The following is a 12,871-nucleotide window of genomic DNA, read 5'->3' as shown; positions in this document are numbered from 1 at the left end:
CGCCTGCGCTGAACGCCGTTGTCAGACAGGATTTTCAACCTGAGCGCCGGTGACCCGTCCCGGCCCAGCCCATGGAACACACGATGAGCAATGTCCGTTTCCCCGCGGAGTGGGAGCCCCAGTCCGCGATCCTGATCGCGTGGCCGCACGCCGGCACCGACTGGGCCGAGCGCCTGGAACAGGTCGAAGAGACCTACATCGCACTGGTCGCCGGGATCACCCGGTTCCAGCCCGCGGTGATCTGCGTGGCCGACGCCGATCTGCAGATCTATGCCGAGGCGCGCCTGCGCTCGGCGCGTGTGGACATGGCACGGGTGCATTTCGTCGAGGCGCCCTACAACGACACCTGGCTGCGTGACTCCGGGCCGATCAGCCTGCGTGGCGAGGACGGCTTCAGGCTGATGGACTTCCGCTTCACCGGTTGGGGTGGCAAATACGACGCCTCGCTCGACGACCTGCTGGTCGGTGCGCTGTCCGGCGCTGGCGTCTTCCGCGACGCCTCGGTCCAGAGCGTCGATTTCGCCCTGGAAGGCGGCGCCATCGAGACAGATGGACACGGCACCCTGCTCACGACCTGGCGTTGCCTGCATGAACGCCACCCCGAGGCCTCGCGCGCGTCGCTGTCGGACACCTTGAAGCACACCTTGCAGCAGGACCGCGTGCTCTGGCTGGACCACGGCTACCTGGAAGGCGACGACACCGATGCCCACATCGACACCCTGGCCCGCCTGGCGCCAGACGATGCCATCGTCTACCAGGCTTGCGACGATGCCACCGACGCGCATCACGACGAGCTGCAGGCGATGGGTGCCGAGCTTGCCGCCCTGCGCACCGCCGAGGGGAAGCCGTACAAGTTGTATCCGCTGCCCTGGGCCCAGCCGGTCCTGGACGGCGGCCGCCGGCTGGCTGCCAGCTACGCGAACTACCTGATACTCAATGGGGCAGTGCTGATGCCGGCCTATGGCGATCCGGCCGACGGCCCCGCCGCCGCCGTGCTGGCCCAGGCCTATCCGGGGCGGGAGATCGTGCAGATTCCCTGCCGCGCCCTAATCTGGCAGAACGGCAGCCTGCACTGCGTGACCATGCAGCTGCCCGAGGGCCTGCTGGCGCTCTGAACTTTCGGCTTGCGCAGCGTTCCAAGTGCCGTGCTTCGGCGCCGGCGTTCTAATGCCGACGCCAGATCGCTCCCATGCGGTGCTCACGGCGACACGCCTGCCGGGCCTGCGATGCAACCGCGTTACCATGCTCCGCTCCCCTGTTACCGCGCAGTCCTGACATGACGCTTGACCGACTTCCCGTCGCCCTGATCCAGGAAAAGAACCACGGCGACGCCGACGCCAACCTGACGGTGATCGAGCAACGCGTGGCCGAGGCGGCCAAGCGCGGCGCCAGGCTGGTGCTGCTGCAGGAGCTGCACAACGGCGCGTACTTCTGCCAGCACGAGTCGGTGCACGAATTCGACCTGGCCGAGCCGATCCCAGGCCCCAGCACCGCGCGCCTGGCCGAACTGGCCAGGCAGCACAAGGTCGTGCTGGTGAGCTCGTTGTTCGAACGCCGCGCCGCGGGGCTTTATCACAACACCGCCGTGGTCTTTGAAGCCGACGGGTCGGTCGCCGGCAAGTACCGCAAGATGCACATCCCGGACGACCCGGGCTTCTACGAGAAGTTCTATTTCACTCCGGGCGATCTTGGCTTCAAGCCGATCGATACCTCGGTCGGCCGCCTGGGCGTGCTGGTGTGCTGGGACCAGTGGTATCCGGAAGGCGCGCGCCTGATGGCGCTGGCCGGTGCCGACCTGCTGCTCTACCCGACCGCGATCGGCTGGGACCCGGACGACGCACAGGACGAAAAGCACCGTCAGCGCGATGCCTGGGTGCTGAGCCACCGCGGCCACGCCGTGGCCAATGGCCTGCCGGTGCTCAGCTGCAACCGTGTCGGCCACGAAACTTCGCCGCTGGGCGCATCAGGGATCGACTTCTGGGGCAACAGCCACGTGCTGGGGCCGCAGGGTGAGTTCCTGGCCGAGGCCGGCGGCACCGCCGATATCCTCAGCGTCGAGGTCAACCTGAAGCGCAGCGAGCACGTGCGGCGGATCTGGCCGTTCCTGCGCGACCGCCGCATCGATGCCTATGGCGACCTCACCAAGCGCTACATCGACTGATGCTGGCAAGAGCGCTGCGCGCATGAACACGCCGCCGCGAATCCGGCCGGTGCGCGCCGACGACATCCCCGCCATCACGGCGATCTATGGCGCACAGGTCAGCAGTAGCGTGGCGACCTATGAGTACGACCCGCCGGACGCCGCCGAAATGCAGCGCCGCATGCAAGCGCTGCTCGACCAGGGCTACCCCTACCTGGTGGCGGAACTTGACGGCCGCGTTGTCGGCTATGCCTACGCCAGCAGCTACCGCGCCCGGCATGCCTACCGGTTCACCGTGGAGAACACGGTCTATGTGGACGCCGACTGTCACGGCCAGGGCGTGGGCGCGTTGCTGCTGGAGGCGCTGATCGAGGGCTGCACCGCGCGCGGCTTCCGGCAGATGATCGCGGTCATCGGCGAAGCGGCCAATGCGGCCTCGGTCCGCCTGCACACCCGCGCCGGCTTCCGTGTCGTGGGCACCTTCCAGGGCATCGGCCGCAAGCACGGCCGCTGGCTCGATACGCTACAGATGCAGCGGGCGCTGGGTGACGGCGACGCTGGCGCACCTTTCGACGAGTAATCCATGACCGACTCCGATTCCCCCACCCTGCCCGCCGCGTCCGTGTCCGAGGAAGCCGTCGAACAGCCCATGCGCGTGGTCGAGCGCGATGGCGTGCGCTACACCCTGCTCGGCACCGCGCACGTGTCCAAGGCCAGCGTCGACGCCGTGCAGCGAGCCATCGAAACCGGCGCCTACGACGCCGTCGCGGTCGAGCTGGACACCCAGAGGCTGCAGGCCCTGAGCGATCCGGACGCGCTGGCCAAGCTGGATCTGGTGCAGGTCATCCGCAAGGGCCGCGTGGCCCTGTTCGCCGCCAATCTGGCCCTGGCCGCCTACCAGCGGCGGCTGGCGGAGCAGTTGGGCATCGAGCCCGGCGCCGAACTCAAACAGGCCGTCGCCTCCGCCCGCGAGCGCGGGTTGGCGGTGCACCTGATCGATCGCGAGGTCGGGCTGACCTTCAAGCGCGCCTCGGCCGGGCTGGGCTTCTTCGGCAAGCTCAAGCTCGGGACCGGGCTGCTCGGCGGCCTGTTCGCCTCCGAGGAAGTCGGCGAGGCGGAGATCGAGCAGCTCAAGCAGGGCGACATGCTGGAAGCCAGCTTCGGCGAGTTCGCCAAGGAGAGCCCGGCCCTGTACGAGGCGGTCATCGCCGAACGCGACCGCTACATGGCCGCGCGCCTGCGCGAAGACGCCGGAAACGCCCGCGAGGTCCTGGCCGTGGTCGGCGCCGGCCACCTGCAAGGCCTGGCCAGGCATCTGGTCGAGGATCAGGCCGATCCGGCCACCGTGCGCAGCGAGCTGGAGTTCGTTCAGGCCAAGCGCAAGCTGCCGTGGATCATGATCCTGCTCAGCGTGCTGGTGCTGGGCGGCATCGCATGGGGTTTCTACAGCGGCGGCCTGAAGGTGGGCAGCACCCTGCTGCTGCAGTGGCTGGTCCTGACCGGTGGCCTGGCCGGGCTTGGCTGCCTGGCCGCTGGCGGACACCCCTTCAGCATCCTGGCGGCGATCATCGCCGCCCCGCTCAAGCCCTTTCGTCCGGGCCTGCCGGCCGGCGCGTTCAGTGCATTGGTGGAAGTGCACCTGCGCAAGCCGGCCTACGGCGATTTCCTGGCATTGCGCGACGATGCGCAGACGCTCAAGGGCTGGTACCGCAATCGCGTCTGCCGCGTCGTGTTGACCTTCTTGCTGACCAACCTGGGCAGCATGATCGGCTTCTGGACCACCGGCGCGCTGGTCGCCCGCAAGCTGCTGGGCTGAGGCCTGGCCTCCCGATCGGCGCAGGTTCAGGCTGCGCCGATCGCCAGTTCCGTCGACACGCCGCGCGCGCGGCGCACCAGGCGGGCCATGCCAGCGCTGAGATCGTCCAGGATCGCGTAGATCGTCGGCAGGAACAGCAGGCTGACCACGGTCGAGAACGCCAGCCCACCCGCAATGGCGCGCGCCATTGGGAAGTACGGCGGGCCATCACCGCCCATCTGGGTCCCGCCCAGCGCGATGGGGACCATCGCCAGGATCGCCGTGCCCATCGTCATCATGATCGGACGCAGGCGCTCGCGACTGCCTTCCACCAGGGCCTCGGTACGGCTCAGGCCACCGCGGCGCAGGGTGTTGATGTGTTCGATCATCACGATCCCGTTGTTCACCACTACGCCCATCAACACCAGGATGCCGATGAAGGACATGATGCCGAACGTGGTCCCGGTGACCCAGAACAGCCAGAACACCCCGAAGATCGAGAACACCACCCCGGACATGATCGCCGCCGGGAACAGCAGCGACTCGAACACCGCCGCCATCACCAGGTAGATCATCAACAGGGCGATGACCATGTTGAACAGCATCTGCTGCATGGCCTCGCCGTCGTCCTGGTAATCGCCTCCGTCGAAGGTGTAGTGATACCCAGGCGGGAAACTCATCCCCTTGAGTGCCTCCTCCATCGCCTCGCGTCCCTTCGGCGCGGGCACCTGCTCGGCCAAGTTGGCGGTGATGGTCAGCGTGGTCTGGCGATTGAAGCGTGAGATCTGCGACGGCGACGGCGACTGGTCCACGCTCACCATCGACATCAGCGGCACGCTGCGCCCGTCCTTGGCCCGCACCGTGAAGCCTTCCAGGTCGGCGATGGTCGACTGCTCGGCACCGGCGAAGCGCACCGTCACCGGCACTTCGGTCTCGCCACGACGCAGCTCGCGTAACTGGCCGCCACGCAGGGCGATGTTGACGAAGCTGGCCACGTCCTGCGCCGAGAACCCGAAGGCTGCCGCACGCTCACGATCCACACGGACCTTCAGTTCGCTGCTCTGGTCACCGGCATCCACGCGCACGTCGCGCAGCTCCGGCCGCCGCGCCAGGGCCGGCACCACGTCATCTGCGATCTCGCGCAGCATGCCGGTCGAATCGCCGGTGAGCTGGACCTGCACGCTGTTGCCGCCCTTGCCATTGTTGCCGTTGCCATCGCCCAGCACGATGTCGGCCCGGGCCGACCGCGGCATCAGCTTGCGCAGCGCTTCGACCCGGCGCCGGGTTTCCTCCGGATCCTTGGTGTCGAAGGTCACCATGGTCGAGGCGCCCTCCGATTCGCTGAACCACGAATAGATCTGCTCGATGCCCATCGCCTTGCGCTGGCCCTCGAGCACCTGCTCGGCACGGGCGACCTCGGCGGACATCTGGTCGCGGGTGTAGGAGCCGTGGAACTGATACATGACCCGGGTCTCGCCGGCCGAACCCCCACCGAACATGTCCATCTGGGTGCGCACCATCGGCACGACGCTAGCTGCGACGATCAGCACGATGCCCAGCACGCTCCAGCCACGATGGGCCAACGACCAGCGCAGTCCGCGGGCGTAATGACGCTGCATCCACGGGATCAGGCCACGATGCGACTGCAACTGCGGCGGGGTCTTCATGCGCGCGGCCAGCATCGGGATCAGGCTGATCGCCACCAGCCAGGAGGCCAGCAGCGAGACCGAGATCGTCACCGCGATCTGCGCCATGAAGATGCTGATCTGGTTGGTCTCGCCGAACAGGTTGGGCACGAACACGATGCAGTGGCACAGCGTGCCGGCGGACAGGGCAATGGCGACATGCTTGGTGCCCAGCAGCGCGGCCTTGACCGGTTCACCAGGCATCTTTTCGCGCTCCTGGAAGATGCTTTCGACCACCACCACCGCGTTGTCCACCAGCATGCCCACGGCCAGCAGCAGGCCCATCATGGTCAGGATGTTGAGCGTGACCCCGGCGAAGTACATGAAGCCCAGGGTGATCACGAAGCAGATCGGGATCGCCAGGGTGACCATCAGGGTCGAAGGCCAGTGGCGCAGGAAGAAGAACAGCACCGCAATGGACAGCACCAGGCCGATCGCGCCGGCCTCGGCGAGTTCCAGCAGCGAGGAGGTCACGTTGTCGCCCTGGTTCTCCATGATCTTGACCTGCACGTCGCGCAGCTGCGGCTGGGCGCGGATCGCCTCGACCTCGGCCAGTGCATCACGCGAGACCTGCACCAGGTTGGCGCTGCGCTCCTTATAGATGTCCATGCCCACGGCGGGCTTGCCATCCAGCCGGCGCCCGTAGTCCATGCGCGAGGGCTTCAGCTGCACCTGGGCCACATCGCCCAGGCGCAGGCCGTGGTCGCCGATCACCAGTTCGCGCAGCTGCTGCAGGTCGGCCACCTCGCCCATCGGCTGCACGCGCAGGCGCTGGCCGTGGTCGTCGATCTGACCTGCGGAGATGGAGAAATTGGCGGCCTTCAACCGCGTGGTGAGGTCGTTGAGATTCAGTCCATGCGCGGTCAGGCGATCCGGCGCAATGGCGACCTCGACCTCGTTGGGCGCCGCACCGGAAATCTCCACCCGTGCCACGCCTGGGATGCGCTCGAGCCGGCGTTTGAACTCGCGGTCGATCATGTCGTAGGCGTTGGTCATGTCGCGGTCGCCGGCCAGGCGCACGCGCAGGATCGGCTGGTCGCCGCTGGACCACTTGAACACCGAATAGCGGGTCAGGTCGTCTGGCAGCTCGCTGCGGATGGCATCGATGCGCTCGCGCGCATCGGAAGCGGCGATGGCGATGTCCCGATCCCAGTCGGAGAACTCGATGAACAGGTTCGCCCCATCGGCGGTGGCCGTGCCGCGCAGGCGTTTGATCCCCGGCATGATCGCCACGGCCTCTTCGGCCGGACGCAGCACGTTGCGCTCGACTTCCTCTGGCGTGGAGCCCGGATACGGTAGCTGCACGAACAAGAAGGGCGCGGAGATGTCGGGAAAGGCCTCCAACGGCAGGCGGATGGCAGCGATCGTGCCGACCACCAGCAGCGAGACGAAGCACATCACCGTGGTCACCGGGCGGCGAACGGACAGCGCGGCGATGCTCATGCGCGGGCCCCCTCGACCACCTCACCCTCCGCGTGCGCGGCGCGCAACGCGGGACGCCGGTCCAGCAAGTCGTAGACCACCGGGATCACCAGCAGGGTCAGCAGCGTGGACACCAGCAGACCACCGATCACGGTGATCGCCATTGGCGCGCGCACCTCGGCGCCTTCGCCGGAGGCCAGCGCCAGCGGCAGGAAGCCCAGCAGCGTGCACAGCGTGGTCATGACGATGGGGCGCAGGCGCGAGCGCGCGCCTTCGACCAACGCCTGCACCTTGTCCATGCCGCCGGCCCGCAGCTGGTTGACCGAATCGATCAGGATGATGGCGTTCTTGGTCACCAGGCCGACCAGCAGGATCAGGCCGATGAACACCACCACCGACACCGGCGAGCCGCTGAGCTTCAGCGCCAGCACCGCGCCCACCAGCGCCAGCGGAATGGTGAACAGGATGACGAAGGGATGCAGCAGCGATTCGAACTGCGAGGCCATCACCAGGTACACCAGGAACACCGCCAGGCCGAAGGCAAACAGCAGCGAGCGCACCGAATCGCCCAGTTCCTCGCCCTGCCCGCCGATGTGCATCGACACGCCCGCGCCCAGCGGGTGCGCGGCCACCAGCGCGCGGACCTCACGCACGGCCGTGCCCAGGTCGATGCCGTCCAGCCCGGCCGAGACGATCGCCACCCGGCCCTGGTCGGCGCGATGGATCTCGCTGGGCCCGACGGTGGCAACCACGTCGGCCACTGCGTCCAGCGTCACCGGTCGGCTGCTGGACGGATTGACCACCAGCTTGCGCACATCGGCCACCGAGGCACGGTCGGACGGCTGCGCGCGCACCAGTACGTCGATCTTGCGATCGCGGAAGCTGTAGCGCGTGGCCACCTCGCCGCGCACCTTCTGCACCACCGCGTCGGCCACCTGGCGCGTGGTCAGGCCCAGGGCGCCAGCGCGCTCCTGGTCGAAATGGATCTGGATCTCGGGGAAGCCCTGCTCGGCCGAGGAGCGCACATCGGTGTAGTGCGCGTTACCGCGCAGCAGCTGGGCCAGGCGCTGGCCGGCCTGATCCAGCGTGGCCAGATCCTGGCCGCGCAGCTCCACCTCCAGCGGCGTGGACAGGCTGAACAATGCCGGGCGGGCGAAGTCGACCTGCACGCCAGGCCAGGCCTGCATCGAGGCACGCAGCGCGGCCGTCTCGCGCGCTTCCAGCTGCGGGCTACCGCCGCCGGCCATCACCACGGTGAGCTTGCCGATGTTCTCGCCACTCTCGGTCGGATTGGCATCCAGGCGCGTGCCGCTGCCGCTGACGCCGAAGATGGCCGCCACGCCCTCGTCCTTGGCATGACGCTCCTGCAGGGTGCGCAGCACTGCATCGGTGTCGCGCAGCGGCGTGCCCGGCGGCAGCTTGACCGTCATTTCGAAGCGATCCTGGGCCAGCTGCGGGATCAGGTCCGTGCCCAGCGTCGGCACCAGCGCGGCGGTGCCAGCCAGGGCCAGCGCGGCCAAGCCGAGCACGCGCCACGGGTGCGCCAACGCGGCCGGCAGGGTGCGCAGATAACCGCGCTCCAGCCAGGCGTAGGGTTTCATCGTCCAGTCGCTCAGGCGGCGCATCACCGGCCCGATCACGCGGACCACGCCGCGACACGCCTTGACCACCAGCCAAGCGATGGCGAACACCACGCCACGGATCGCGGCCCCCAGACCGCGCCCGCCCAGGGCCAGCGGCTTCTGCCAGCGGGCCTGCGGTGCCCAGCGCGGATGCGGCGGCTCCGGCGCGAAACCCAGCGGCGCCTGCCCGCGCAGCGAACTCAGCATGGGGATCAGGGTCATGGCCACCACCAGCGAGATCGCGATCGCGATGGCCACGGTCAGCGCCTGGTCGCGGAACAGCTGGCCGGCGATGCCCTCGACGAACACCAGCGGCAAGAACACGGCGATCGTGGTCAGCGTCGATGCCACCACGGCCATGCTGACCTCGCGGGTGCCGACGATGGCGGCCTGCACGATGCCCAGGCCGCGCTCGCGCGCCTTGGCGATGCTCTCCAGCACCACGATGGAGTCGTCCACCACCAGGCCGGTGGCCAGGGCCAGGCCGCCCAGCGACATCACGTTGAGGCTCAGCCCCAGCCGGTCCATGAAGAAGAACGTCGCCACGATCGAAACCGGCAGCGACAGGCCGATCACGAAGGTGCTCCAGCCGTCGCGCAGGAACAGGAAGATCACCAGCACCGCCAGCAGGCCGCCGATCACTGCATCGCGCTTGACCTCGCCGATGGCGTGTTCGATGAAGGTGGACTGGTCGTCCAGCGTGTCCAGCGCCATGTCGCCTGGCAGCTGCGCCTTCAGGCGTTCCAGCCGGCCGCGCAGCGCCTTGGCGGTGGCTACGGTATTGGCATCGCCTTCCTTGTAGATGGCCAGTTCCACCGCCTCGTGCCCGGCGCGGCGGATCACCGCCTCGCGCTCCTTGTAGCCCTGGTGGACACGGGCCACGTCGCGCAGGCGCACCGGCATGCCGCCTGCGACGGTCGTGGTGCCGCTACCGGAGGCGCTCTGTACCGAAGCCGCCGCCGCCAGCACTTCGGCCGATCCGCTGGACGCGGCGATCGCCGCCATCTGCGCGGCCGCGTTGGCCGCGGCGTTGTCGCCACCGCTGTGGGTGGTCAGCAGCAGGTTGCCGATCTCCTCCACCCCGGCGAACTGGTTGACCGTGCGCACCAGATAGCGCTGGCTGCCCTGTTCCAGGCGGCCCCCTGACAGATTGACGTTCTCGGCCTTGAGCCGGTCGATCACCGTGGACAGCGGCATGTGCAACTGGGCCAGCTTCTGCTGGTCGATGTCCACCTGGATCTCATCCTCCAGGCCGCCACCGACCTTGACCGCGGCCACGCCGTCCACCGGTTCGAGCTTCTTCTTCAGGTCCTCGTCGGCGTAGCGGCGCAGTTCCACCAGCTGACGCTGGGCGCCGCGCGCGTCGTCGGCCGGCACCTTGGCCGACAGCGCCAGGCGCATGATCGGTTCGGTGGACGGGTCGAAGCGCAGCAGCACCGGCGCGGCGGCCTCCAGTGGCAGCTGCAGGGCCTCTAGCTTGTCGCGGACCTCTAGCGCGGCCTGGTCCATGTTGGTGCCCCAGGCGAACTGCAGCACCACGTCGCTCTGCCCGGTGCGCGAGACCGAGCTGAGCTGGCGCAGGTTCTTGACCACCCCCACCGATTCCTCGACCGGCTCGGACAGCAGGGTCTCGATCTCCGCCGGTGCGGCGCCGGTGTATTCGGTGCGCACGGTGAGCGTGGGATAGCTCAGGTCCGGCAGCAGGTTGACCTTGAGGCTGCGTAGGGCGATGAAGCCGAACAGCAGCAGCGTCACGGTGACCATCGCCACGGTCACCCGCCGGCGCACGGCCAGGCCTACGATGCCGCCACCGCTCTGGTGTTCTGCGCTCCCCGTCATGGCAATCCCCTCAGCGCTGGCCGGACATGGCCACGGCCTGGGGCCGCGGCGGGGCATCGATGACCGTCACCGCGCTGCCATCGCGCAGGGCGACCTTGCCGGCGGTCACCACGGTATCGCCGGCCTTCAGGCCCTTGCGGATTTCGATCCATTCGCCATCCACGTAGCCCGGTTCGACCGCCGTGCGCACCGCCTTGCCGTCATGCACGCGATAGACCGACGGGTCGCCGTCGTCCAGCAGCGCCGCGCGCGGGATCACCAGGGCATCGGCGCGGTGGTCGTATTCGATGCGCAGACGACCGAACATGCCGGCCTGCAGCTGCGTGTCGCCCTCCCCGTCGAACGCACAGACCACGCGGAAGGTACCGCTGCCGGAATCGACCATCGGCGCGACCCGGTCCACGGTGCCTTCGAAGGTCTGTCCGGGCAGCGCATCGGCCTGCAGGCTCACCGGCTGGCCGGCACGCAGGGTGGACAGCTCGCGCTCGGGCACGTTGAGCGTGGCTTCCAGGCGCGAGCGATCAATGATGCGGATGATCGGCGTATTGATCTGCACGAAGTTGCCGGTCTTGATCGAGCGCGAGGCCACCACGCCGGAGATCGGTGCGGTCACGGTGGTGTAGGACAGTTCCAGACGGGCGAGGCGGTTCTGCGCGCGGATGTCCTCCAGGTCGTAGCGCAGCTGGTCCACGTCGTTGGCGCTGATCATCTGCTGGGCGACCAGTTTGGTCGCGCGCTGGTAGTTGCCTTCCAGCTTGCGCATCTGGGCCTCGGTCTGGGCCACGGCCAGACGCGCGCGATCGGCATCCAGCCGCACCAGCGGCTGCCCGGCATGCACCTGCTGGCCTTCCTCCACCAGCACGGCCAGGGCCACGCCGGAGGTCTTAGCCACCACCTGGGATTCGGCACGCGGCTCCAGGCTGGTGGTGCCCGAATAGCTCGCCGCCACGGGACGCCGGGCGGCCTTGACCGCCTCGACCGGCACCGCCTCGGCGGCGGCCGGCTTGTCCTTGTTGCTGGCCTCGGCAGCGGGTTTGGCATCGGCGCCATCGGCCTTGCCGCAGCCGGACAGGGTCGGCAGCGCGGCCAGGACCAAGAGCATGAGGCCGGTGCGGGCGGGGAAACGCGAGGGGGTGGCGCGGCGCATGGCGGTCAACCTTGACTGGTGTTGTAGACAACTACATCACCACTTCTATAGAACGACATGCGCCGAAGGTCACGGTGACCTGTGTCACTTCGTGTCACCGCACGACATTGGCGCCGGAACGCCCACGACGCGCGTAAGTTGTTGCGTCGCGTCATTTTTTTGCCGATCGCAGGCCTTGCCGGACGACCTGAACGGCAGGCTATACTCGGCCCAGCCAAGCGCCGCGGACGGAACGGGGCGCGCGCAAATCACGGAACACGACATGACGCGACCGCTGTTGTTCGCCGCCTGTTTCGCCCTGCTCTACGCCGGCGTGACCGCATCCAGCCAGGCCCGCCAGGACGCCACCGAACCCAACGCCCAGCCCTCCGCCCCCGCCCAACCCGCGGCAACGGCGCCCACACAGCCCGCCGCGGCCGTGGTCGGCAACGCAGAGACGGGTAAGCAGCTGTCCTACACCTGCCAGGGCTGCCACGGGGTGACCGGCTACAAGAATGCCTACCCCAACTTCCACGTGCCCCGGATTGGCGGGCAGTCCGCCGAGTACCTGGTCCAGGCCCTGAGCGAATACAAGGCCGGCAAGCGCAAGCATCCGACGATGCAGGCCCAGGCCCAGAGCTTCTCCGACCAGGACATCGCCGACCTGGCCGCCTACCTGTCCAGCCTCAAATAAGCCGACCATGCGCACAGCCGTTCACGCCACCCGCCTGACCCTGGCCCTGCTCGCCGCCCTGGCGCTCGGCGCCTGCAGCAAGATCGAGACCACCGATACCGCAGCGGCCGACCCCGGTCACGCCAGCGGCGAGCACGGCAGCGCCTCCTCGGCCGGCCTGCCGCCCGGCAACATCGCCGCCGGGGAGAAGCTCGCCCAGCAGAAGGGCAAGGCCACCGGCCAGAGCTGCGTGGACTGCCACGGCGCGGAGGGCAACGCGCCGATCGCGGCGACCTATCCGCATCTGGCCGGGCAATATGCCGACTACCTGGCCCACGCGCTGCAGGCCTACCGGAGCGGCGACCGCGAACAAGCGCTGATGTCGCCCCAGGCCGCCCAGCTCAGCGACCAGGACATCGCCAACCTCGCCGCATATTTCGCCTCGCGCAAGTCCAGCCTGCGCGATCTGCACGGACTGGACTGAGCCCGTCCGCGACACCGAACGCGCACGCGTTCCATGTCCAACCGCACGGGCCCATCGGGCCCGTTTTTTTGACTGCCACCCTGGA

The 12,871-nt window shown here is 68.4% G+C and carries 8 protein-coding genes and 1 pseudogene; 6 read left to right on the top strand and 3 right to left on the bottom strand.

The genetic code is table 11. The features are described from left to right. The first annotated feature begins 83 nt into the window (after positions 1 to 83). The 4 genes from ACORQU_RS17210 (at position 84) to ACORQU_RS17195 (ending at position 3,956) form a co-directional block, all read left to right on the top strand. Positions 84 to 1,115: an agmatine deiminase family protein gene (locus tag ACORQU_RS17210; protein WP_491642285.1), complete on the top strand. Its 1,032-nt coding sequence runs from the start codon at positions 84 to 86 to the stop codon at positions 1,113 to 1,115. A 161-nt stretch (positions 1,116 to 1,276) separates the two neighbouring features. Continuing rightward, positions 1,277 to 2,161, top strand: coding sequence for a carbon-nitrogen hydrolase (locus ACORQU_RS17205; RefSeq protein WP_491642284.1), 885 nt, complete (start codon positions 1,277 to 1,279; stop codon positions 2,159 to 2,161). Positions 2,162 to 2,183: 22 nt separating this feature from the next. Next, a complete protein-coding gene (locus ACORQU_RS17200) occupies positions 2,184 to 2,720 on the top strand; it encodes a GNAT family N-acetyltransferase (protein WP_491642283.1) in 537 nt (178 codons plus the stop codon). Positions 2,721 to 2,723: 3 nt separating this feature from the next. Then, positions 2,724 to 3,956 (top strand): TraB/GumN family protein, encoded by a 1,233-nt coding sequence (locus ACORQU_RS17195; RefSeq protein ID WP_491642282.1) that lies wholly within the window; start codon positions 2,724 to 2,726, stop codon positions 3,954 to 3,956. A gap of 26 nt (positions 3,957 to 3,982) precedes the next feature. On the opposite strand, the gene ACORQU_RS17190 is transcribed toward ACORQU_RS17195, so the two are convergent. The 3 genes and pseudogenes from ACORQU_RS17190 to ACORQU_RS17180 form a co-directional block, all read right to left on the bottom strand. Continuing rightward, entirely contained in the window at positions 3,983 to 7,063 is a 3,081-nt protein-coding gene (locus ACORQU_RS17190) for an efflux RND transporter permease subunit (protein WP_491642281.1), read from the bottom strand. Positions 7,064 to 7,116: 53 nt separating this feature from the next. Next, positions 7,117 to 10,503, bottom strand: a pseudogene (locus ACORQU_RS17185) (efflux RND transporter permease subunit); the annotation flags it as partial. 10 nt (positions 10,504 to 10,513) lie between these two features. Next, a complete protein-coding gene (locus ACORQU_RS17180; RefSeq protein ID WP_491642280.1) occupies positions 10,514 to 11,650 on the bottom strand; it encodes an efflux RND transporter periplasmic adaptor subunit in 1,137 nt (378 codons plus the stop codon). A gap of 262 nt (positions 11,651 to 11,912) precedes the next feature. Between ACORQU_RS17180 and ACORQU_RS17175 the strand changes: the two genes are divergently transcribed. Together ACORQU_RS17175 and ACORQU_RS17170 are read left to right on the top strand one after the other, a co-directional pair. Beyond that, positions 11,913 to 12,323: a c-type cytochrome gene (locus ACORQU_RS17175; protein ID WP_491642279.1), complete on the top strand. Its 411-nt coding sequence runs from the start codon at positions 11,913 to 11,915 to the stop codon at positions 12,321 to 12,323. Between the two features lie 7 nt (positions 12,324 to 12,330). Then, complete coding sequence (locus ACORQU_RS17170) at positions 12,331 to 12,786, top strand: c-type cytochrome (RefSeq protein WP_271645992.1); 456 nt, start codon at positions 12,331 to 12,333, stop codon at positions 12,784 to 12,786. Positions 12,787 to 12,871: the final 85 nt, after the last annotated feature.

The sequence above is a fragment of the Pseudoxanthomonas sp. JC1303 genome (assembly GCF_058448525.1).
The sequence above is the reverse complement of the archived record's forward strand: the minus strand, read 5'-3'. Positions and strand labels throughout refer to the sequence as shown.